This is a genomic window from uncultured Lacinutrix sp. (assembly GCF_947500605.1).
Taxonomy (GTDB): Bacteria; Bacteroidota; Bacteroidia; order Flavobacteriales; family Flavobacteriaceae; genus Lacinutrix.
Genome location: NZ_CANMSJ010000009.1, coordinates 37,027 through 59,384, shown reverse-complemented (window position 1 = coordinate 59,384; position 22,358 = coordinate 37,027). Strand labels below are relative to the sequence as shown.

Below are 22,358 nucleotides of genomic sequence, written 5' to 3'. Positions count from 1 at the left end.
CAAAGATAAATAAATGAAGTTGAAGCAGAACTTTAAATTGAAAAGATAACTGTGAAATTAATACGTCTTTTTTAGTTGTTCGCTTATTGTTTCGTTGATATAAAATCGTTTCAATGTTTTATATCAGAAGATAAGCGAATTTCGACTTTTTTTTTGACAAAGTCAAGTTGTTACTTTTAGATTAATTGTTCAAATTTTTTATTGTTTCTCTACAAGCTTAACAAGTTTGAGACCTCAAATTTCGGGTTAGTTTTTGTATTTAAAATTTTAATTTATGGTTATAATTAAACTTTAATTTAATAACCTAAAAATAACAAGTACTGCATTAGGGATTGAACGACATGTTTGAGCTCCTCGCAGAGAGCGAGTAGTGAAAGCCCGACGTTTTGTTGCTCAGTTACTTACCTTAATTTTGACCTAAAAATAGATTAGCAACACAACGTAATGCCCAAATAAAAATATAATAGGTGTATTTCAATAAAAAATAAGTACCTTTGCACGCTTAAAATAAGGCACACATTATGGATAAGATTATTAATATTGCAATTATTGCACACGTAGATCACGGGAAAACAACATTGGTAGATAAAATCATGTACCACTGTCAATTGTTTCGTGAAAACCAAAACACAGGAGATTTAATTCTTGATAATAACGATTTAGAACGTGAGCGTGGTATTACCATTACGTCTAAAAACGTATCTGTTGTTTATAAAGGTACAAAAATTAACATTATTGATACTCCTGGTCACGCCGATTTTGGTGGTGAAGTTGAGCGTGTTTTAAACATGGCCGATGGTGTTGTTTTATTAGTAGATGCTTTTGAAGGACCAATGCCTCAAACGCGTTTTGTATTACAGAAAGCGATTGACTTAGGTTTAAAGCCTTGTGTGGTTGTAAATAAAGTAGATAAAGAAAACTGTACTCCTGATATTGTACATGAAAAAGTTTTCGATCTTATGTTTGAACTTGGTGCAGAAGAGTGGCAGTTGGATTTCCCGACAGTTTACGGTAGTGCTAAGAACAACTGGATGAGTGATGATTGGAAAAATGAAACTGATAATGTTGAACCATTATTAGATATGGTACTTGAGCATGTTCCAACACCTGATTTTAAGGAAGGAACAACGCAAATGTTAATTACATCTTTAGATTTCTCTTCTTTTACTGGTCGTATTGCAATTGGTAGATTACAAAGAGGTGGTCTAGTAGAAGGACAAGCTGTATCTTTAGTAAAAAGAGATGGTACTGTTACGAAAACTAAAATAAAAGAGTTATTTATATTTGAAGGTTTAGGACGTAAACGAGTAGAGAGCGTTCAAACTGGAGATATTTGTGCTTTAGTAGGAATTGAAGGTTTCGAAATTGGTGATACTATTGCTGATATTGAAAATCCTGAAGGTTTAAAATCTATTGCGATAGATGAGCCTACAATGAGTATGTTATTTACAATTAACGATTCGCCTTTCTTTGGAAAAGATGGAAAGTTTGTAACATCTCGTCATATTAAAGACCGTTTAGAAAAAGAGCTAGAGAAAAACTTAGCACTTAAATTAGGTGAAACAGGAAGTGCAGATAAATTCATGGTATTTGGTCGTGGTGTATTACACTTATCTGTATTAATTGAAACTATGCGTCGTGAAGGTTACGAGCTTCAAATTGGACAGCCACAAGTAATTATCAAGGAAATTGATGGTGTTAAATGTGAGCCAATTGAAGAGTTAACTATTGACCTTCCAGAAAATGTATCTGGTAGAGCTGTAGAGTTTGTAACATTACGTAAAGGTGAGTTACTTTCTATGGAAGCTAAAGGAGATCGTATGATTTGCGAATTCTTAATCCCTTCTCGTGGTATTATTGGTTTACGTAACTTATTATTAACTGCTACTGCTGGTGAGGCTATTATGGCACACCGTTATAAAGAATACCAACCTTTAAGAGGTGCTATTCCAGGTCGTGTTTCTGGATCTTTAGTATCTATGGAGAATGGAACTGCAATTCCTTATTCTATCGATAAATTACAAGATAGAGGTAAGTTTTTCGTAGAACCAGGTGAAGATATTTATGAAGGTCAAGTAATTGGTGAGAACTCTCGTCAAGATGATATGAATATTAACATTACAAAAGCTAAAAAGCAAAGTAATGTACGTTCTTCTGGAGCAGATGATAAAGCTAAAATTGTACCAGCAATTAAATTCTCTTTAGAGGAAGCTTTAGAATACATCCAAAAAGATGAGTATGTTGAGGTTACACCAAACCACTTACGTTTACGTAAAATTTGGTTAAAAGAAGCAGACAGAAAAAGAAACAAAATTGCTTAATTAGCAATTAGATATAGTTTATTTAAAGAGAAACACTGAAAAGTGTTTCTCTTTTTTTTTACTTAAAATTAAAATAATATTTAAACCGCGACTATTTGGTCGCTCTTTTTGTTTAAAAAATTAAAATTATTGTATTTTGCTATGCATAACCTTAACTAACAATTACCGCTATTTATACTGTACAAAAATATACGCCAGAAAACCTTAAGCTTTGGGACGACTTTGTGTCTAAGGCCAAGAATGCGACATTTCTTTTTAAAAGAGCGTTTATGGAGTATCATAGCGATAGGTTTGAGGATTTTTCGTTATTGGTTTTTAAAAACGAAAAACTTGTAGCAGTATTACCAGCAAATAGAAATGGAAATCAGTTGTTTTCTCATCAAGGATTAAGTTATGGTAGTTTTGTTATTTCTAAAAAGACTAGAATATCAGACTATTTTAATATAGTTAGCACACTTTTAAAATGGATAAATACTGAAGGTTTTTTAGAATTAACTATAAAGCAGCTTCCTTTTATTTATAATAAAAATTTAGCTGAAGAATTTGAATATGTATTGGGGGAAATAGATTATAGCTTAGTAGCAAATAACAGTTATTATGTTTTAGATAATTTAAAAGAATATAAGCCCAATAGAAATAGAACTCGAGCGATAAAGAAAGCTCAAAAGCAAATGGAACTAGTAAATTCTGGAATGGATTTATTTTGGGAAAGTATATTAACTAAAAACTTAAAAGATAAGTTTGGAGTAAAACCAGTGCATACTTATAATGAAATTGCTGCTCTACAATCTAAATTCCCTAATGAGATAAAATTTTATGGAGCTAAAGAAGGAGTTGTTTTACATGCGGGAGTAGTATTATTTATTACAGAAAACGTAGTGCATTTTCAATACAGTTCCGGGAAAGAAGATAGAGATGAAACGGGAGCATTAGATTTCTTGTTTGATGCTATTATTAAAAAGTATTCCAACTATAAATATATAAGTTTTGGGAGTTCGGCAACAGACGATACGCTTAAAATAGATTTAGGATTAGCCTATTGGAAAGAAAGTTTTGGTGCTTATTTAATGCCACAACGTACATATACTATTAAAACAAATTCAGGTACTAACTTAGAACGCGCTTTTAAATGATTAAATTTCTAGACCTACATAAAATAAATGCACGTTTTGACTCCCAGTTTAAAAAAGAGTTTCAACAGTTTTTAGATTCTGGTTATTATGTTTTGGGAGATGGTACAACAGCTTTCGAAACTAATTACGCTAATTACTGCGGTACAAAACATTGCGTAGGCGTTAGTAATGGCTTAGACGCCTTAATTCTTATTTTTAAAGCATATATACAAATAGGGAAATTAAATGTAGGAGACGAAGTTATAGTGCCTGCAAACACCTATATAGCATCTATTATATCTATTATCCAGGCAGGTTTAAAGCCTGTTTTTGTGGAACCTAATAGTGCAACCTTTAATTGCGAAGCTTCAACTATTAAAAAGTATATAACAAGTAAAACGAAAGCAATATTAACTGTGCATTTGTATGGGCAGTTGGCAGATAGTGAAGCGATTTCTTTATTGGCTCAAGAGCACGGTTTATTATTAATAGAAGATGCTGCGCAAGCGCATGGAGCAGAAAATGTTTTAGGAAAAAGAGCCGGTAATTTAAGTAACGCAGCTGCTTTTAGTTTTTATCCAAGTAAAAACTTAGGGGCTTTAGGTGAAGCAGGAGCTGTAACGACTAACGACGATGAACTGGCTAAAGTAGTTTCAGAATTAAGAAATTATGGTTCTGTAAGAAAATACGAAAATGTAAGGCTAGGAGTTAATAATAGAATTGACGAGCTACAAGCTCGTATATTAAATATTAAATTACAACATTTAGATGCGGATAACGATAAAAGACGTGATATTGCTAAACGCTATCTTTCTAAAATTATAAATAAAAAAATAACACTTCCATTTTATGATGGATCTAAAAACCATAGTTTTCATCTGTTTGTTGTATTGGTAGATAACCGAGATGATTTTATAAATTATTTGTTGAAAAATGATATCCAATCTTCAATACATTACCCAAAACCACCGCACAAGCAAGAAGCATTACAAGAGTTTTTAGATTTACAATTACCTGTTACAGAGCATATACATAGAAACTGTGTAAGTTTGCCAATAAGTCCTGTTTTAACGGAAACTGAAGTAATTAAAGTTATTAAAACTGTAAATGCTTTTTGATGAGTTTAAATGATTATAAGACCTATTTTAAACAACATACTTTATTAAAGATTACATCTCTTAATTCTTTAGTAATTTGTGTTAAACTTTTTGTTTCTGTGTTTATTCAGAATTTATTAGCCGAGACGGTTGGTGCTTCTGGATTAGCAAAAGTAGGACAGATTAGAAATTTAATAGGTATTGTAACTAGCACGTCTTCTTTAGGTGTTTTTAATGGTGTTGTAAAATACACTTCAGAATTAAAAGAGGATAAGGCACTTTTAAATAAAATGTTTTCTACTACTTTTATTTTTATAGTGGTTGGTATTATCTGCAGTAGCTTAACATTACTTTTATTTTCTAACACAATAACGATTTATTTATTTGGAGATAGTGAGTTTGTGTTTGTTATAAAATTACTTGCAGTTATAGTGCCGTCTATAGCTTTAAATAGAGTTTTTAGTGGTGTTTTAAACGGACTTTCTGCTTATAAAAAGTATGCGAAAATAGAACTGTTTTCGTACTTATTGTCTAGTGTTTTATTTGTGTCTTTTCTGTTACAATTTAATCTAGATGGTGTATTGGTTGCTATTGCTATAACTCCTATTTTACAGCTGTTAGTTAGTGTTTTTGTATTTGGTAAAACTTTAAAAAAGTATATTAAATTAGATACTTTAAAGTTGAATAATATATACCTAAAGGGATTGCTAGTATTTACAATTATGTCTTTGGTATCTACTGTTTTATTAAATTTTGTGGAAATAGATATTAGAACACAAATTTCTAACCGTATTAGTGAAGATGAAGCTGGAAACTGGACAGCAATGCTTTTTTTATCTAAAAATTATATGGTATTTTCTTCAGGATTATTTACGCTTTATGTGATTCCTAAATTTGCGAGAATACAAGCAGGAATGGAGTTTAAAAAAGAAGTAATACATATTTATAAAACATTAATACCACTTTTTGGCATTGGAATGGTTGTTATTTATCTTTTTAGAAATGTAATTACACATATTATTTACCCAGATTTTGATGCTATGGAGCCTTTATTTAAATGGCAATTATTGGGAGATTTTGTTAAAATAGCATCATTGGTAATTGCACATCAGTTCTTGGCAAAAAAGATGTTAGTAAGCTTTATTGTTACCGAAATAATATCGTTAGCCTTGTTCTACGGTTTATCTATGTTTTTGGTAGATATTTATGGAACAGAAGGTGTTGTAATGGCTCACTTTTTTAGATATATTATTTACTTTTTTATGGTATTAATTATTATTTGGTACTCTTTTAAATATAATAAAATTAGCGGGTCCAAGCCTTAAGATATTGTTTAGCAGATTTTACGTAGTTATGTTCGCGTTCAATAAATTGTCTTGCATTTTTAGAAATTTCTGTAATCTTTTCTGGATTTAATATCAACCATTCTAATGAGTTAAAAATAGCTTGAGCATCTGGCAGTGCGTTAATAGCAACGGTATTCTCTTTTAAGTTGTAATAATCTAACCATTCTTGTTCAGCACCTGTAAAAACAACTTTTCCTTTGGCCATTGCTTCTAGAGCATTATAACCTTGATCGTATGCATACACTTGATCTAACAAAATATGCGATTCATTATAAATTTTTATATACTCGCTGTAAGGTAAATTCTCGGTGATTTTTATAGTTACTTTATCAGCATACTTTTCTTGAATACTATCTAAAGCTTTTTCAAAAAACGAGATTCCTTTTTTTATTTTTGAGTGCGTATTTATTCCTAAAAATATAATGATTTTATTATTTGTATTTGGTTTAATATACTCTATCTTTTCTGTGTTAATAGGGTTTGGGATAAGACCTAAATAATTAGGTTGATTTAGCATTGGTAGATGATAGTCTATATCTGAGGCAATCGTTCCAGAACTAACTGTTTTTAAAAAATCATGAAGTTTTTTGTAGGGTGCTGTTGTATATTTTAAAGAAAATACAAATAGATTTTTTAATGTTTTGTTTTTTAGGTACGGTGTTAAAATAGAGTATTTTATGCTGTTTTTTAAGTAATAATTAATAGAGGTGTAGTCATCTCCACAACATAAAAGGAACAAGTTCTTATTTTGAGAAACAAGTTGCTTTAAAATTTCAACTTGTGTTTTAGGCTCTATAAAAAGGGCGTCTTCATTTATTAACTGTACAATATCAAAATCACTAAACTGAGGTAATAGTTTTTTAAATCTGAAAGCATTTTCAATCTTAATAAAATCGGTATTAAAAAAACGAATGGATAAATTATTAAGTTTATTTAAAACGAAGAAAGATTTAATTTTAGAGTTAAAATTAATATCGGTTTTAAACTTCTTCATACCATCGCCAGAGCTTACAATTGTTACTTCATGACCAAGTTTAACTAAGCCTTCTTTTAAAGAACTATGCAATCTACTGTATTCTCCAACTAATAGAATCTTCATTTATATTTTATACATTTGTTATCAAAGATAATTTAATGAACAATGCCACCAAAACTAATTTTAAATTAGAGATTCTGTTGTCTACAATGAACAGAAATTCTTTAGATTTTCTGGCAAAACTTTTTCCTAATAATAGTTATTTTAACTATAATTTTCTCATTATTAATCAGACGAAAAAAGATTGTTTATTAACATCTAAGTACAAAAATATTAGAGTAATAAATTCATTTACAAAAGGTTTAACTAATAGTAGAAATTTAGCTTTAGAAAATGCTAAAGGCCCAGTTTGTTTAATTGCAGATGATGATGTTATTTATAATTCTAATTTTGAAGCTGTAATTCTTAAAAGTTTTAAAGAGAATGCAATAGCAAATATTATTACATTTAAGATGAAAGATCTTGAAGGTAAGGATTTTAAAAATTACACAGCGAGTACATGGCACAGCGTGTTATCTTTAAAGCAAGTTAACTCTGTAGTTATTGCTTTTAAATTGAAAGATGTAAGAGCTAAAAACATTATTTTTAATCCATATTTTGGACTAGGTTCTACTTTTGAAACGGCAGACGAATATATTTTTTTAAGAGACTGCTTAAAGGCAGATTTAAAACTTTGGTTTCAATCGGATTATATATTATCTCATGATATTAATAGCTCCGGTAAATTAGAAGGAAGTGATAGGATCATTTTTGCAAGAGCTGCATTATTTTATAAGTACTCGGGAATTTTGGGCTATTTAAGATTATTTAAATATCTTTTCGTTATTCTTAATAATGATAGTATTAAGTTTAGCCAATTATTTGCTAAGTGCAAAACAGGATTACAAGGTATTTCAGCATATAAAAAAATAGTACAAGCAGGACAAGAAACAAGATAGTAATGGAAAACACAACAATAGACAACGTAGAGGTTATTAATATTCCTAAAATTATAGATGCAGAAAGAAGAGGCAATCTATGCGTTATAGAGAATGATATCTTGCCATACAGTGTAGAACGTGTTTATTATTTGTTTGATGTCCCAAGCGATGCAAATAGAGGAGGACATTCTCATATTGCATGCCATGAACTATTAGTTGCTTTAAGTGGTAGCTTTGATGTAGTAATAAAAGATGGCACAAATGAAAAGACTATTACATTAAATAAGCCCGACAAAGGATTATTAATAGTGGATGGTATTTGGCGTGAACTTGAAAATTTTTCTTCTGGTGCTGTATGTTTGGTATTAGCTTCAGAGGTTTATAAGGAAGAAGATTATATAAGAGAATATTCTCAATTTGTAGAATCTAAACAGTAGTGTCTTTTCTATAGGCATAACACATGTAGCTAAGTCTGTATATCTGTAAGATGGTTATTGAAGGAGATCCACTTAGTAGATTTTTCTTCATGCTACTTTTAAAAATGTTGAAGAATAAACTAAACAACCAAACTAATTTATAGCGATTTAATTTCGAAAATAATAAAAGTAAATCGTTACTATGACTTTTAATGTCTTCCGTTTTATAAAAATGTAATAACGTTAATGCAGCTTGCTCTTGTTTTTTTAAGGACTGCTTGTTTTCTTCAATTCCAAGATGATAGACCTCATTGTCAATATGTAAAACTTTAACATTATTATCTTGAAGTAAGGCTGCGAAATAGTTATCGAAACCATAGCCTTTATTGTCTTCAATCTTTGAGTTAATTAAATTGAAAACATCTTTTTTTATTAAGTAGTTAGCCGAAATAATTACTTTATAAGGAGATAAGTTTCTAGTGGTTGCAGGAATTTGTTCTTTTTTGCTTCCGTACTTCCAACGTAAAACAATAGAATCTTTTGGCTTCGTTTTGTAGTAGGCAAAACCTCCAAAAATGGCATCAAAATCTAATTTAATAGTATTGCTATAGTTAGTTATAAACTGTTCGGTTTTAGGTAAAACATCGGCATCTAAAAACAGAAGCCATTTGTATTTTGCTTTACTTGCTAATGCTTGTCTTGCTTTTACGCGTCCAATGTTGTTTTTGTTTTCAATAATTGTTGTGTTATTTAATCCATTGCTCGAATTTAAATTTTGCGTACTACCATCTTCTAACACAATTATTTCAAAAGAGAAATTGCTATTATTTAGTTGCGCATGTACTGCTGTAACTAATTTTGAAACATTACAGTTGTATGTTGGGATTAAGACTGAAAGCATAATTTTATGTGTTTAAAAATACTATTTTTTAATAGGAAGAAATAAGAAATTGTCTTTTTAATTTTTAGCATTATAATTCTATAAAAAATTATAAATTGCAGCAGATTAATTTTTGATATTTTCTTTTGGATAAACACGCTATTTCAGATATTATTTATAACCATATTCTCACTAATAAGCAGTCTTTGATTGCACAATTTAATGAGAGCAAAAATGCTATTGGTTATTTTTATATAGATAATGTTTTACCAGAAAAATTGGCGTTAGAATGTGCTAAGGTTTTTCCGAAGCCTGAAGAAATGAAATTACTTAAATCCATTAAAGAGTTTAAGTATGTGTCTGCGCAAATGGATAAGCATCATCAATTATTAGAAGAAGTTATTTATGCTTTTCAAAACGAGAAAATTGTAAAACTTATTGGCGAAATATGTAACATTTCTTCTTTGTTTCCAGACGATTCACTTTATGCAGGAGGTTTATCTCTAATGGCACAAGATAATTTTTTAAATCCTCATTTAGATAATTCTCATGATGCAGAACGCGAACGCTGGAGAGTTTTAAACTTACTGTATTATGTTACGCCAGAATGGGAAAAAAATAATGGAGGGCATTTAGAATTATGGCCAAATGGACCACAAAAAGAACCTATAGAAATAGAAAGTAAATTTAATAGGTTAATAGTTATGGCTACGCATTCTAGTTCATGGCACTCTGTTAATAAAGTAATGATAGATGGATCGAGATGTTGTATTTCTAATTATTATTTTAGTGATAAAGCATTGCGAGAAACGGATAAATTTCATGTTACCAAATTTAGAGGCAGGCCAAATGAAACATTTACTAACCTATTTTTAGATTTCGATTCTAGCTTAAGAATGTTAGTTAGAAAAGTATTTAAAAAAGGTGTGCGTAAAAATCCACATGTTTACAAAAAGCAATAATTAAGCTCTTCGTTGTACAACTTCAAATACTTGATTTTCATCACACTTTAAAGTTTTACTTGGGTACTTTAAAAGCAAAGCATAATCGTGCGTTGCCATTAAAATTGTATTTCCGTTTTTGTTAATTTCTTGCAATACTTCCATTATCTCCACACTTGTTTGTGGATCTAAGTTTCCTGTAGGCTCATCGGCAAGAATAAGTTCAGGATTATTTAGTAAAGCACGTGCAATAGCAATGCGTTGCTGTTCTCCTCCAGACAGCTCGTGAGGGAATTTAAAACCAGTGGTTTTCATGCCTACTTTATCTAGCACTTCTTCCATGCGCTTAGTCATTTCTGCCTTATTTTTCCAACCTGTTGCTTTTAATACAAATTCTAAATTAGCATTAACAGTTCTATCGGTTAATAATTTAAAATCTTGAAAAACAACACCTAATTTTCGTCTTAAAAAAGGAATGTCTTTCTCTTTTAAAGTATTTAAATTAAAATCTACAATACTACCTTCTCCTTTTTTTAAAGGAATGTCTGCATATAAAGTTTTCATGAAACTACTTTTTCCAGAACCAGTCTTTCCAATTAAATAAACAAAGTCTCCTTTTTTTATTTCTACATTAACGTTAGACAAGACTAAACTGTCACCTTGAAAAATAGAAGCGTCTTTAAATTCGAGAACAGTATTTGCCATATAGATTTTATCATTAATAATAAGTGTAACAAAGAAAATAAAAAAATATGACAGATAAATAGTTTCATCAATTAATTAAAATCTAAAAATGTTAATTTAGCCATTAATTATTTATAATGTCTATGTTAAAACAATTACCTAAACAATCACGTATAGTTTACCTCCTTATTTATTTGTTTGCAGGTTTATATGTTTTACGTGTTGGTCCTACTTTTTATCCAGATAGTTATGCTTTTATAGACATGGCAATTAATAGATCTCCTGTCTATTCGGTTTTTTTAAAATGTTTTACGCTAATATTTGGAGATGCTTTTGCGTTTCCAACACTTATAGTTCAGTATTTATTAATGGTTTTTGCAACACATTTTTTGCTTAGCACATTATACAAAAGCTTAAAACTACACTCTTATACAGTGTTATTTTTTCAATTAACTTTTTTAGCCAATGCTATAATTTGGTACCATTCTGTAACTAGAATTTTATCTGAGTCTTTAGCATTTCCATTGGTAATTATATTTGTTGCTTATTTGTTTACAGCAATAAAATATAACAGTTTTTCATCTTTATTAAAAGCGATAGGTGTATTGTTTTTACTTCAGTTTAATAGAGGTCAGTTTATTGTCTTTATTCCAATAGTATTGTTAATTGGTATTTACTTAATGTACAATACTAAAAAAATAAAAATAGGTGTGTTATCTATCGCTTTATTAATCTTAATTCCAATTTTTAGTAGTTTTTCTGAACGTGTTTATAATAAAATAGTAATCAATCAATACAAAAACTATGCTATGACATATGTGCACTTTATAAGCGCACCATTTTTTGTTGCGAATAGCGAAAATGTATCTCTTTTTAAAACTGAAGAAGAGAAAGATTTTTTTAGAAGAACTTTTAATAGGTTAGAATCTAAAAGGTTGACTTTAGAAATGTCAACAGAAGACGATGAAGCACCTTATGTTTTTTTTGAAAGAAATTTCACTAAAATATGTAATGCAACTATTCACGAATACAATAGAGATTTTTATGCAGCTAAAGGTCTTAATGAGTATGAACAGCAGTATAAGGTAGACGAGCTAACATCTAGTATGTTTTTACCATTACTAAAAGCGAATTTAAAGAGCTGGGTAAAACATGTAAAACGAAGTTTTATAAAAGGAGTTGGAGGTAGAATAGTTTTATTAATACTCTTCTTTATTTTGGCATGTAGCTCTTGGTTATTTATTAAAAGTAAGGATTATAGATTCGTGTTTTTGGCACTTGCAATTGTTCTTAAATTTTCAAATAACTTAATAATTGCAATGGTTGTACATTCTATAGGACGTTATACTTTCTATTTCGATTGGATAATTTTTGCAGCACTAATTCTACTATTTAATCCGTTATTTAAAAAATACAGCAAACTCAATTAATTAGAAAGAGTACTAAGGGTTTTTTCTTTTAAATAACAATTATAACAAATTTCTAACGTTAACATATTAGGATTAATTTATCTTTGATTTTTAAATTTAAAACACCTAGTCAATGACTAAAAAGTATATAACAGTTCTACTTGTAGCCCTAAGTTTTACATTATTATCTTCAGCACAGCAATCTGCTGCTTACACAAGCAATTTTGTAGCTTATCAAAAAGCGCTATCGTTATACAATAATCAACAATATTTAGCAGCTCAAGCAGCTTTTAAGGATATTAAAAAAGAGTCTCAAGGCGATGCTATAGAATCAGACTGTGCCTATTATATTGCTAATTGTGCTGTAAGATTAAACCAGAAAAATGCAGATACTCTAATCGAAGAGTTTGTAGAAGATTATCCAACAAGTACTAAGAAAAATACTGCTTTTGTAGATGTTGCAGATTACTATTTTGAAAACGGGAAATTTGCATATTCAGAAAAATGGTACAGTAAAGTAGACGAAAACTCACTATCCCTAAACGAACGCGAAAAGTTCAATTTTAATCGAGGATATACTGCATTTTCTTCAAAAAATTACAAAGCCGCAAAAAAGTATTTAAATAGAGTAGAAAACTCTCAAAAATATGGTTCACAAGCTAAATACTATATTGGTTTTATGGCTTATGAAGGAGATGATTACGATAAAGCCAACGAATATTTTACACAAGTTGAAGGTGAAGATAAATACAAAGAAAAGTTAAGTTATTATCAAGCAGATTTAAATTTTAAATTAGGAAAATTTGAAAAAGCAATAGAGTTAGCAAAAGCGCAATTAGAGAAAACAAACGAGCAAAACGAAGTATCCGAACTTAATAAAATTGTAGGTGAAAGTTATTTTAATTTAGAAAACTACGAAGAGGCTATTTCTTATTTAACGGAATACAAAGGCAAAAAAGGAAAGTGGAATAACACCGATTATTATCAATTGGGCTATGCTTATTACAAGCAAAAAGATTATGAAAAAGCCATTTCAGAATTCAATAAAATTATAAATGGTAATAATAGTGTGGCGCAAAATGCATACTATCACTTAGGAGAAAGCTATGTGAGTTTAGATAAAAAGCAAGAGGCTTTAAATGCTTTTAGAAATGCCTCGCAAATGGATTACGATTTAAAAATTCAAGAAGATGCGTGGCTTAATTATGCTAAAATTAGTTACGAAATTGGTAATCCATACCAATCGGTTCCTCAAGTATTAGCGAGTTATTTAGATAAATATCCGGAAACAAATAATAGAACAGAATTAGAGACTTTATTAATAGACTCTTATATTACTTCAAAAAACTACAAAGAAGCTTTAGTTTTATTAAAAGGTAAAAAGAGTTTCGAGAATAAAGTAGCTTATCAAAAAGTAACGTATTACAGAGGAATAGAATTATATAACGAAAGCAATTATGCTGAAGCCGAAAAGATGTTCGATGCTTCTATAGGCGAATCTCAAGATTTAAAGTACACAGCAAGAGCAACATTTTGGAAAGCAGAAACCGATTATAATTTAACAAATTACGATGATGCTTTAATTGGTTTTAAGCAATTTCAACAGCAAACTGATGCCAATAAAACTCCAGAATATAACAATTTAGATTACCACTTAGCATACACTTATTTTAAGCAGAAAAATTACGATCAAGCGATTAAGTACTTCAAAGATTTTACAGCAAGTAAAAAAGAAGATAAAGTAAGATTAAACGATGCTTACTTACGTTTAGCAGATAGCTATTTTGTAACAAGTGCTTATGAGAGCGCGATTACAATGTATAGCGAAGCACTAAGCGTAAATAAAATTGAAATGGATTACGCATTCTTTCAAAAAGCGATGAGCTATGGTTATTTAGGACAAACAGATAAGAAAATTTCAGAATTAGAAACATTCATTTCAAAATATCCAAGTTCAAAATTACGTGACGACGCTATGTACACCTTAGGTAATGCCTATGTAAAAGCAGGAAATACAGGTAAAGGTATTGCAATGTATAATCAATTAGTTTCAGAATATAATAATGGATCTTTTACTTCAAAAGCATTATTACGCCAAGGTTTAGTGCATTACAATAAGAGTCAAAATGAAGAAGCGTTAACTAAATTTAAAAAAGTTGCTGGCGATTTCCCTAATTCCTTAGAGGCAAATCAAGCAGTAGCAACAGCACGTTTAATATATATAGACTTGGGTCGTGTAGATGATTACGCTGCATGGGTTCAAACCTTAGATTATGTAGAAGTAACCGATGGCGATATAGATAATGCCACATACCAATCTGCAGAAAAGCAATATTTAGATGGTAATACAAACGATGCTATTAAGTTGTTTAATCGTTATTTAAATGATTTTAATAACGGATTACACGCAAATCAAGCTCATTTTTATTTAGCACAATTGTATTTCAAAAAAGAGTTAAAAGAAAACGCAAAACCACATTATAAAGCAGTTGTAAATGCATCTCAAAGCGAGTTTACCGAAGAGGCTTTATTGCGTTTGTCTCAAATAACATTAGAAGAGAAAAACTGGAACGAAGCAATACCTACATTAAAACGTTTGGAAGCCGAAGCTAATTTTCCTCAAAACAGTCTGTTTGCGCAGTCTAATTTAATGCAAGCAAATTACCAACTAAATAAGTATACAGAAGCTGTCGCTTACGCGGAAAAAGTACTCAACAATCTAAACTTAGATAATAAAATAAAAAGTGATGCTTATGTTATTATTGCACGTTCGGCAATTAAGACAAACGATGAAGCGAAAGCTAAATCTGCTTATGCAAATGTAGAGTTAACAGCTACGGGAGAAACTGCAGCAGAAGCATTATACTACAATGCTTACTTTAAAAATAAAGAAGGTAGTTATGCTGCATCGAATACTGTTGTACAGCGTTTGGCTAAAGATTATTCTGGCTATAAGTTCTATGGCGCAAAAGGATTAATTATTATGGCTAAAAACCAATATGCTTTAAACGATGCTTTTCAAGCAACTTATATTTTAGAAAGTGTTATTAAGAATTTTAATGATTTTCCAGAGGTTGTTACAGAAGCGCAAACAGAGTTAGCTATAATAAAAACAGAGCAAGCTAAAACGAATGCCTCAGTAGAAACTGAAGATTAGTGTTTTTAAATTAAAACAAATGTAACTCTATCATTCCTGCGCAGGTAGGAATCCACACAATAACAAGAATTAATATAGATTTCTGCTTTCGCAGGAATTAAAGAAAAAATAAAGGAGAATATATGTTTCACAAAAAGCAATTCTTATTAATTATAGCAGCATTAACTACAACAGTAATGCTTGCACAAGAGCGCGAACAAGACACGTTAAACCCAGATGTTATTAATGTAATTAAACCGTATGCGCCAACGATTTCCGATGCCTTTAAAGTAAAGGAAATGCCAACATTAGACGATGCAGAAACAGGAACAAAAAAAGAAATAAAGTATAATATCTTTTCTTTTCCGGTGGCTTCAACATTTACACCAGCAAAAGGAAAAGCAGCAGTTGTAGACAAAGCTAGAAAAGTGAAATTATACGATAATTATGCCACTTTAGGAGTTGGCACATACACTACTATTGTAGGCGAAGTGTACTTAAACCACGAACTTAATAGTGGCGAGAACGTAAGTGCTCATGTTAGTCATCACTCTTCTCAAGGCGGTATAGATGGAGTTCTTACAGACGATAATTTTTTAGATTCTAAAATAGATTTAACTTACAGTAAATTAACTAACGATTTAAATTGGACTGTTGGTGGTGGTTTTGGATTGCAATCTTATAACTGGTATGGTTTACAGCAACCATTATTTAACCAAGCTACAGCAGATACGTTAGATGTTGGCCATAATTTTACAGATGCTCATATTTCTGGAGCATTAAATATTGAAGATGGTATTTTTAAAGGTGCCGATGTGTTATTCAGACGTTTTGGTGACAATCTGGGATCTGGAGAAAACAGACTAAAATTAAGCGGAACAGCAGATATTCCTATTAGAGATGAAATAGTCTCAACAGTATTAAGTTTAGATTATTTAGGAGGAAATTTTGAAAGAAATTATTTTGATGCTACAGAAATAAACTACGGAAACTTTCAAGTAGGTTTAGCACCAACATACCAAATTAAAAAAGACGATTTAACCGTGAATTTAGGTGTAATATTAACTTATTTAAACGATACCGAAGCTGGTAAAAGTAGTTTCTTTATCTATCCAAATATTAGCGCAAGCTACCGTTTAGTAGATGAGTTTATTATTGCTTTTGGAGGTGTAAAAGGTGGTTTAAATCAGAATTCTTATCATAGTTTTTCTACCGAGAATGCATTTGTTTCTCCAACATTATTTATTACACCAACAGATCAACAATACAATGCTTATGCTGGTTTAAGAGGTAAGTTGTCTAATACTATTGGTTATTTGGTTAGCGGAAGTTATAAGTCGGAAAAAAGTAAAGCTTTATTCCAAAACAATTTAGTGCCTTATGGTTTCGATAATAATGAAAGCTACCATTACGGAAACTCGTTTGGTGTAACTTACGACGATGTTACAACTTTAGGAGTAGCAGGAGAATTAAGTGTAGATATAAATAGAAATTTTACTTTAGGTGCAAAAGGAGAATACTTTGTTTACAATACAAAGAACGAAGAAGAAGCTTGGAATTTACCAGAAATTAAAGGAACTTTATTTATGGATTACCAAATTAACGAACATTGGTTTGCAGGAGCAAACCTGTTCTTTGTAGGTGAACGTAAAGATTTAACGGGTTTTAATGATATCAATAATCCAAGTTTACCTAGCCCTTTAAATCCAACTCAAGTTATAGCATTAGATAGTTATTTCGATGCTAACATTCATGGAGGTTACCATGTAAACGATCGTATTTCTGTATCTGTAAAAGGAAACAATCTTATTGGAGAAAATTACAACAAGTGGCAAAATACAGATGTTCAAGGTATTCAGTTTTTAGCTGGAGGAACTTATAAATTCGATTTCTAAAAATGTTTCGGTCATTGTGAGGCACGAAGCAATCTTAATAATAGAACCACAATTAAGTAAATTAATTAGAAGTAATTTTTATTTCATTTCAAAAACGTCCTCTAAACAAGAGGACGTTTTTTATTCTTATATTTATCATCCAAAATAATACAAATGAAAAAGCTAATAATAGTTGCAGCAATCTTTACACTCTTAAGTTGTAATAACAATAAAATAGAAGTCGATTCTATTGTAATAAATGCTAATGTTTATACTGTAGATTCAGATTTCGCTAAAGCGGAAGCGTTTGCTATTAAAGACGGAAAGTTTCAAGCAATAGGAAGTACTTCAGAAATACAGAAAAGCTTTTCCGCTAAAGAAATAATTGACGCTAAAGGAGAAACTGTTGTACCTGGCTTAATAGATGCACATTGTCATTTTTATGGATTAGGTTTAAATAAGCAAACCGTAAATTTAGTAGGTACTACGAGTTTTGATGACGTTATGAAACGTGTTATAGCATTTCAAGAGAAAAAAAACACATCATTTATTATTGGTCGTGGTTGGGATCAAAACGATTGGGAAGATAAAACCTATCCAGATAAAATGCTTTTAGATAAATTATATCCAGACACTCCAGTTGCTATAACAAGAATAGATGGTCATGCTATGTTGTGTAATCAAGTGGCTTTAGATATGGCAAATATTACTGCAAAATCTAAAGTTGAAGGTGGAGAAATAAAGATTAAAGACGGAAAACTTACAGGAATTCTTATTGATAATCCTATGGAATTGGTTGAGGCTATTTTTCCAAAACCAACACGTAAACAACAAATAAATGCATTGTTAGATGCGCAAGAGTTTTGCACTAATTTAGGTTTAACTACAGTTAGTGATGCAGGGTTAGACAAGAAAGTAATTGAATTAATAGATAGTTTACAAAAAGCAAATACATTACACATGCGAGTGTATGCTATGATTAGTAATAAAAAGGAAAACCTGGATTATTACTTAAACAAAGGGAAAATTAAGACAGAGCGATTAAATGTACAGTCTGTAAAAGTATATGCAGATGGTGCTTTAGGTTCTCGTGGAGCAGCTTTAAAAGAATCTTACAGCGATGAGCATAATCATTTTGGAGCCATGGTAATTGGAACGGACGATTATAGAGCTTTGGCACAAAGAATAGATAAAGCAGGTTACCAAATGAATACGCATGCTATTGGAGACTCGGCTAATAGATTTGTGCTTCAAACTTATGAGAAGACTTTAATGAATCAAAAAAATAGACGTTGGAGAGTAGAGCACGCACAAGTGATTACAGATAACGATTTTAATTATTTTGAAAATGAAAACATAATTCCTTCAATACAACCTACACATGCAACAAGCGATATGTATTGGGCAAAAGATAGAGTAGGAGAAACTCGAGTAAAAGGTGCATATGCATACAAAACATTATTAGAAAAAAGCGGAAGAGTTGCACTTGGTACAGATTTTCCTGTGGAACAAGTAAGTCCATTTCTAACATTCTATGCTGCGGTAGCAAGAAAAGATTTGAAAGGTTATCCTGAAAATGGTTTCCAAAAAGAAAATGGTTTAACAAGAGAAGAGACTTTAAAAGGGATGACCATTTGGGCAGCATATTCTAATTTCGAAGACCAAGAAAAAGGAAGTATTGAAGCAGGTAAATTTGCAGATTTTATAATATTAAATCAAGATATTATGGAAATTCCTGAAGAAAAGATACCTTTAACAAAAGTAAAGCTAACCTATATTAATGGAGTGGCACAATAATTGATTTTAGAAAATTAGAAAAAAACAAAATATGTTCATGGTTTTATATGCTAAGTAGCGTATTACTATTGTTAAACATATAACCATTAAAATATTAAATATAAAGACATATGAAAAGAGTATTTACATTACTATTATTTTTAAGCTTATCGGCAACAAGTTTTGCGCAAGTAGATGCATATAGTGAAGACGTTAAAAAATGTGTTAAAAGTAATGGTACAATGTCTTATTACGAAGATGTAATGGAGCAAATGTATACTATGCTTAAAGTTCAGTTTACAGATGCTAATGTTCCAGATACCGTTTGGGCAGAAGTTAAAAAAGGAAAATCTGCTGCAATGGATGAGTTAGCACAAATGATGGTGTCTGCTTATAAAGGACACTTTACACATCAAGATGTTAAAAACATGAATGTTTTATACGCTTCTAAAGCAGGGAAAAATATGTTTAAAACAGATGGTTTAACTGAAGGCGATAAAGTGATTTTAAGTGAGTTTTATAAAAGCGATACAGGACAGAAAATTTTAGGATCTCAAGAGTCTATGAATGAGTCTATGAGTAAAATTTCAGAGATGTGGAGTAGCGGAGTTTATCGTGGTGTAATCGCACAATTGTCTGAAAAAGGATATAATTTATAAGGTAATGCTTAGGAGAGCGTTACAGGTATTATTTGTTCTTGTTTCTTATCAAGTATTCGCATGTACCTGTATTTATCCTCCTATACCTCAAAGATTCGATACTGCTAATGCTGTTTTTAAAGCAAAAATAGTAGAAGTCGTAGCATATTATGAAAATACAAAACAGCCAAAACAAGTTAGATTTCGCCTTTTAGAAGATTTTAAAGGTACGGTCTCCTCAGATTTTATCTATTTATCTAAGTCAGTAGGTTCATGTTCTTCTCCAAACCTCCAAGTTGGTTCTACATGGTTAATTTTTTCTGATGCTTCTAAAAACTAAAGGATATCTGTTTCTATATGTAATCCTTCAGTTTTATACAACAAAGGAAAAGCAGAAATAGAAGAGGCTAAATTAAAGGTTTTAAAAAAGATCTTTAAAGATTATAGTGATTTAGATAATATCACACTTCTCAAATCTAATAACACTTTTAGTATTTATAACCCAGTAAAAGGGCGTAGATATAAATTAAGTTACAAAGCATTTAATAATGATTATGGTTTGTATTATATTACAGTCGATCCTATTTCTGGTAAAGTAATTGAAGTTACTATTATAAAAGTGTTGAATGAAAAAGACGACTTAAAAATAATAGAAACTTATAAATCGAAAAGAATTAAAAATAGGCAACAATTTACCGATGTTTATAAAATTCCTGTGATTGTCTGGAAAACGGATTAATAAAGAGTCTTCTGTCTAAACCTAAATTTATAAAAAGAATGAATAAATTTTTACTTACCCTAGCTTTACTTACATCTACTAGTTTCGCTTTCGCACAATACGGCTGGACTAAAGCAGAAGTCACTTTAAAAAACGGAACTGTTTTAGAAGGTGAAGCTTCTTTAGCAATGATGTCTAACGGTATTAATTTAGGGAAAGAAAAGCTTAAATTCAGAAAAAATAAAAAGGATAAGAAATCTAAATATCTACCCAAAGAAGTTGAGCAGATAGTTTTTACTGTTAGCTATAAAGAGAAAGTAGGACGAAAAAAGGTAGAGAAAACTAGAATTGAAAATTACATTCCTGTTTATTTAAATAAAAAACAAAGTAAATTAGGCTTTGTAGAATTAATGGTAGATGGCAATTTAAGACTTGTTGGTAGAACCGTTGCTGTACAATCTGGCGGTGGTTGGAATGGAGCAACTGGAGCTCCTGGAGCTGCACCGGTTTACATGCCTGGTTATATGGGGAGTCATAACCAAGTAATGTTTTTAAAAGAAGGAGAGAAGCCTCAGATTTTTAATCAAGTAAGCTTAACCAAGTCTTTTAGAAAAAGAGCAATGGATTATTTTAAAGATTGCCCGACGTTGAAAAATAAAATTGATAAAAAAGAATTTATAAAAGAAGACCTTCAAGATATCGTTAAGTTTTATAACTCTAGTTGTAACTAGATATAAAGCTTAGCTAAATAATCGAAATGCTCACCTTCTGCAACCTTCTCGCAATTTAATCCAACCGAAGCACAAGCAATAACCAAAGTGCTAAAATCTAGGTATAACCATTTCATTGGTGATTCCTCTTCATCTTTATATTTTAAGAAGTAATCTAACTCGCCATAATATCCAGAGTTTAGATCTTGCCAAAAGCCACCATCTTCGTCTTCGTACATATATTTAATGTCAGTAGAATCTATTAAAATTTGTCCATTGGTATTTAACAAGTTTTTTAAATGTGTTAAATATTCGGGAAGTGCTTTTAGAGTTTGAAAAATTCCAGTACCATTCATTAATAGTAATATAGTATCGAAAGTTTCTTTCTCTTCTAATATGGGAAGCAATTCAGCATTTAAAACTCCTCTTTTTTTACAAACTTCAATAGCACCTTTAGATAAGTCAATAGCTTTTACATTTTCACCTTTTGCTTGAAGATATAAACTATGGCTGCCCGCACCACAACCAACATCTAAAATATGTCCTTTTGCGAGTTTTAATGCTTCTTTTTCAATTTTTGGCATTTCAGTATAGTCCCTAAATAAATAATCTAGAGGTAGAGTATCTTCTTCCGAAATGTTAGTGGACGTAATAATGTCTTCTGAAGTATTTCCGTTGTAAAAATCTAATAATGCTTTTCCGAATAAGTCTTTTTTCATATAGCTGTCGTTGCGAGACTTTAGTAAAGGTAATCTGTTAATTTGTAGTTTCTTTTTAAATATTATTTAAGTCCTTTACTATTGATAAAGACGAAAATATTATTTTCGCACAATGCAAGACATTATCAATAATCTTCCAAAGCTCGCCAAAGATAAGCATAAGGAAAATAAAACCTTTTTTACAAAGCTTAAAAAGAAGGCACCCAAAAAACTGGATTACATTATGCAGGAATTGCATGATGAAGAATTTAAAAGCACCGATTGTTTAGAATGTGCCAATTGTTGTAAAACTACAGGTCCTCTATTTACAGATAAAGATGTAGATAGAATTGCGAAGCATTTTAAAATGAAAACGCAAAAATTTGTAGAGCAGTTTTTAAGGATAGATGAAGACAACGATTACGTGTTGCAAAGTGTACCTTGTACTTTTTTAGGTGCCGATAATTATTGTTCTATATATGATGTGAGACCAAAGGCTTGTAGCGAGTTTCCACATACCGATAGAAAGAAGTTTCAGCAAATCTCTAATTTAACCATGCAAAATGTTGCAATTTGTCCTGCAGCTTTTAATATTGTAGAGAAGATGAAGGAACGTATTAAATTATAAAATACTGGGTGAGTTAAT

The 22,358-nt window shown here is 30.6% G+C and carries 20 protein-coding genes; 16 read left to right on the top strand and 4 right to left on the bottom strand.

Features of this window, described 5'->3' with window-relative positions; all coding sequences use genetic code 11:
- The first annotated feature begins 521 nt into the window (after positions 1 to 521).
- From typA to Q0935_RS12590, 4 genes are all read left to right on the top strand, one after another.
- Entirely contained in the window at positions 522 to 2,321 is a 1,800-nt protein-coding gene (gene typA, locus Q0935_RS12605) for a translational GTPase TypA (RefSeq protein WP_299386714.1), read from the top strand.
- 269 nt (positions 2,322 to 2,590) lie between these two features.
- Positions 2,591 to 3,454, top strand: a complete 864-nt coding sequence (locus Q0935_RS12600) for a GNAT family N-acetyltransferase (RefSeq protein WP_299386708.1) — start codon at positions 2,591 to 2,593, stop codon at positions 3,452 to 3,454.
- Positions 3,451 to 4,551, top strand: coding sequence for a DegT/DnrJ/EryC1/StrS aminotransferase family protein (locus Q0935_RS12595; protein WP_299386704.1), 1,101 nt, complete (start codon positions 3,451 to 3,453; stop codon positions 4,549 to 4,551). Before Q0935_RS12600 ends, Q0935_RS12595 begins: the two co-directional genes overlap by 4 nt.
- Positions 4,551 to 5,855, top strand: coding sequence for an O-antigen translocase (locus Q0935_RS12590; protein WP_299386702.1), 1,305 nt, complete (start codon positions 4,551 to 4,553; stop codon positions 5,853 to 5,855). Before Q0935_RS12595 ends, Q0935_RS12590 begins: the two co-directional genes overlap by 1 nt.
- On the opposite strand, the gene Q0935_RS12585 is transcribed toward Q0935_RS12590, so the two are convergent.
- On the bottom strand, positions 5,836 to 6,975 hold the full coding sequence (locus Q0935_RS12585) for a glycosyltransferase (protein ID WP_299386697.1): 1,140 nt from the start codon (positions 6,973 to 6,975) through the stop codon (positions 5,836 to 5,838). The genes Q0935_RS12590 and Q0935_RS12585 overlap by 20 nt on opposite strands.
- A gap of 35 nt (positions 6,976 to 7,010) precedes the next feature.
- Here Q0935_RS12585 and Q0935_RS12580 point away from each other — a divergent pair, with 35 nt between their 5' ends.
- A complete protein-coding gene (locus Q0935_RS12580) occupies positions 7,011 to 7,850 on the top strand; it encodes a glycosyltransferase family A protein (protein ID WP_299386692.1) in 840 nt (279 codons plus the stop codon).
- 2 nt (positions 7,851 to 7,852) lie between these two features.
- Positions 7,853 to 8,269, top strand: coding sequence for an FdtA/QdtA family cupin domain-containing protein (locus tag Q0935_RS12575; protein ID WP_299386688.1), 417 nt, complete (start codon positions 7,853 to 7,855; stop codon positions 8,267 to 8,269).
- Here the strand turns inward: Q0935_RS12575 and Q0935_RS12570 are convergent.
- Complete coding sequence (locus Q0935_RS12570) at positions 8,259 to 9,149, bottom strand: glycosyltransferase family 2 protein (RefSeq protein WP_299386684.1); 891 nt, start codon at positions 9,147 to 9,149, stop codon at positions 8,259 to 8,261. The two genes, Q0935_RS12575 and Q0935_RS12570, sit on opposite strands and share 11 nt — an antisense overlap.
- A gap of 125 nt (positions 9,150 to 9,274) precedes the next feature.
- On the opposite strand from Q0935_RS12570, the gene Q0935_RS12565 reads away from it, so the two are divergent.
- Complete coding sequence (locus Q0935_RS12565) at positions 9,275 to 10,090, top strand: 2OG-Fe(II) oxygenase (protein ID WP_299252811.1); 816 nt, start codon at positions 9,275 to 9,277, stop codon at positions 10,088 to 10,090.
- On the opposite strand, the gene Q0935_RS12560 is transcribed toward Q0935_RS12565, so the two are convergent.
- The gene (locus Q0935_RS12560; RefSeq protein ID WP_055435196.1) at positions 10,091 to 10,774 is read right to left on the bottom strand and encodes a cell division ATP-binding protein FtsE; all 684 of its coding nucleotides are present in this window, start codon (positions 10,772 to 10,774) and stop codon (positions 10,091 to 10,093) included.
- A gap of 122 nt (positions 10,775 to 10,896) precedes the next feature.
- On the opposite strand from Q0935_RS12560, the gene Q0935_RS12555 reads away from it, so the two are divergent.
- The 8 genes from Q0935_RS12555 to Q0935_RS12520 all read left to right on the top strand — a co-directional run bounded on the left by Q0935_RS12555 (position 10,897) and on the right by Q0935_RS12520 (position 21,035).
- A complete protein-coding gene (locus tag Q0935_RS12555; RefSeq protein WP_299386680.1) occupies positions 10,897 to 12,183 on the top strand; it encodes a hypothetical protein in 1,287 nt (428 codons plus the stop codon).
- 112 nt (positions 12,184 to 12,295) lie between these two features.
- Positions 12,296 to 15,319 (top strand): tetratricopeptide repeat protein, encoded by a 3,024-nt coding sequence (locus Q0935_RS12550; RefSeq protein WP_299386675.1) that lies wholly within the window; start codon positions 12,296 to 12,298, stop codon positions 15,317 to 15,319.
- Positions 15,320 to 15,441: 122 nt separating this feature from the next.
- Positions 15,442 to 17,193 carry a TonB-dependent receptor gene (locus Q0935_RS12545; RefSeq protein ID WP_299386671.1) on the top strand — a complete coding sequence of 584 codons (1,752 nt, stop codon included), beginning with the start codon at positions 15,442 to 15,444 and terminating at the stop codon, positions 17,191 to 17,193.
- A gap of 153 nt (positions 17,194 to 17,346) precedes the next feature.
- Positions 17,347 to 18,969 (top strand): amidohydrolase, encoded by a 1,623-nt coding sequence (locus tag Q0935_RS12540; protein WP_299386669.1) that lies wholly within the window; start codon positions 17,347 to 17,349, stop codon positions 18,967 to 18,969.
- A gap of 110 nt (positions 18,970 to 19,079) precedes the next feature.
- Positions 19,080 to 19,607 carry a hypothetical protein gene (locus Q0935_RS12535; protein ID WP_299386665.1) on the top strand — a complete coding sequence of 176 codons (528 nt, stop codon included), beginning with the start codon at positions 19,080 to 19,082 and terminating at the stop codon, positions 19,605 to 19,607.
- 4 nt (positions 19,608 to 19,611) lie between these two features.
- The gene (locus Q0935_RS12530; RefSeq protein WP_299386661.1) at positions 19,612 to 19,926 is read left to right on the top strand and encodes a hypothetical protein; all 315 of its coding nucleotides are present in this window, start codon (positions 19,612 to 19,614) and stop codon (positions 19,924 to 19,926) included.
- Positions 19,927 to 20,145: 219 nt separating this feature from the next.
- Positions 20,146 to 20,325 (top strand): hypothetical protein, encoded by a 180-nt coding sequence (locus Q0935_RS12525; RefSeq protein WP_299386657.1) that lies wholly within the window; start codon positions 20,146 to 20,148, stop codon positions 20,323 to 20,325.
- Between the two features lie 38 nt (positions 20,326 to 20,363).
- Positions 20,364 to 21,035: a hypothetical protein gene (locus tag Q0935_RS12520; protein ID WP_299386653.1), complete on the top strand. Its 672-nt coding sequence runs from the start codon at positions 20,364 to 20,366 to the stop codon at positions 21,033 to 21,035.
- Here the strand turns inward: Q0935_RS12520 and Q0935_RS12515 are convergent.
- Positions 21,032 to 21,733: a bifunctional 2-polyprenyl-6-hydroxyphenol methylase/3-demethylubiquinol 3-O-methyltransferase UbiG gene (locus Q0935_RS12515; RefSeq protein ID WP_299386650.1), complete on the bottom strand. Its 702-nt coding sequence runs from the start codon at positions 21,731 to 21,733 to the stop codon at positions 21,032 to 21,034. The two genes, Q0935_RS12520 and Q0935_RS12515, sit on opposite strands and share 4 nt — an antisense overlap.
- A 112-nt stretch (positions 21,734 to 21,845) precedes the next feature.
- Here Q0935_RS12515 and Q0935_RS12510 point away from each other — a divergent pair, with 112 nt between their 5' ends.
- Positions 21,846 to 22,340 (top strand): YkgJ family cysteine cluster protein, encoded by a 495-nt coding sequence (locus Q0935_RS12510; RefSeq protein ID WP_055435188.1) that lies wholly within the window; start codon positions 21,846 to 21,848, stop codon positions 22,338 to 22,340.
- Positions 22,341 to 22,358 lie beyond the last annotated feature (18 nt).

Excerpts from the sequence above, each read along its gene's own strand:
- Q0935_RS12530 (WP_299386661.1), top strand. The coding sequence starts at position 19,612 with ATGCTTAGGAGAGCGTTACAGGTATTATTTGTTCTTGTTTCTTATCAA.
- Q0935_RS12540 (WP_299386669.1), top strand. The coding sequence starts at position 17,347 with ATGAAAAAGCTAATAATAGTTGCAGCAATCTTTACACTCTTAAGTTGT.
- Q0935_RS12535 (WP_299386665.1), top strand. The coding sequence starts at position 19,080 with ATGAAAAGAGTATTTACATTACTATTATTTTTAAGCTTATCGGCAACA.
- Q0935_RS12600 (WP_299386708.1), top strand. The coding sequence starts at position 2,591 with ATGGAGTATCATAGCGATAGGTTTGAGGATTTTTCGTTATTGGTTTTT.
- Q0935_RS12580 (WP_299386692.1), top strand. The coding sequence starts at position 7,011 with ATGAACAATGCCACCAAAACTAATTTTAAATTAGAGATTCTGTTGTCT.
- Q0935_RS12590 (WP_299386702.1), top strand. The coding sequence starts at position 4,551 with ATGAGTTTAAATGATTATAAGACCTATTTTAAACAACATACTTTATTA.
- Q0935_RS12545 (WP_299386671.1), top strand. The coding sequence starts at position 15,442 with ATGTTTCACAAAAAGCAATTCTTATTAATTATAGCAGCATTAACTACA.
- Q0935_RS12520 (WP_299386653.1), top strand. The coding sequence starts at position 20,364 with ATGAATAAATTTTTACTTACCCTAGCTTTACTTACATCTACTAGTTTC.
- Q0935_RS12555 (WP_299386680.1), top strand. The coding sequence starts at position 10,897 with ATGTTAAAACAATTACCTAAACAATCACGTATAGTTTACCTCCTTATT.
- Q0935_RS12585 (WP_299386697.1), bottom strand. The coding sequence starts at position 6,975 with ATGAAGATTCTATTAGTTGGAGAATACAGTAGATTGCATAGTTCTTTA.
- Q0935_RS12550 (WP_299386675.1), top strand. The coding sequence starts at position 12,296 with ATGACTAAAAAGTATATAACAGTTCTACTTGTAGCCCTAAGTTTTACA.
- Q0935_RS12510 (WP_055435188.1), top strand. The coding sequence starts at position 21,846 with ATGCAAGACATTATCAATAATCTTCCAAAGCTCGCCAAAGATAAGCAT.
- Q0935_RS12575 (WP_299386688.1), top strand. The coding sequence starts at position 7,853 with ATGGAAAACACAACAATAGACAACGTAGAGGTTATTAATATTCCTAAA.
- typA (WP_299386714.1), top strand. The coding sequence starts at position 522 with ATGGATAAGATTATTAATATTGCAATTATTGCACACGTAGATCACGGG.
- Q0935_RS12560 (WP_055435196.1), bottom strand. The coding sequence starts at position 10,774 with ATGGCAAATACTGTTCTCGAATTTAAAGACGCTTCTATTTTTCAAGGT.
- Q0935_RS12570 (WP_299386684.1), bottom strand. The coding sequence starts at position 9,149 with ATGCTTTCAGTCTTAATCCCAACATACAACTGTAATGTTTCAAAATTA.
- Q0935_RS12515 (WP_299386650.1), bottom strand. The coding sequence starts at position 21,733 with ATGAAAAAAGACTTATTCGGAAAAGCATTATTAGATTTTTACAACGGA.
- Q0935_RS12595 (WP_299386704.1), top strand. The coding sequence starts at position 3,451 with ATGATTAAATTTCTAGACCTACATAAAATAAATGCACGTTTTGACTCC.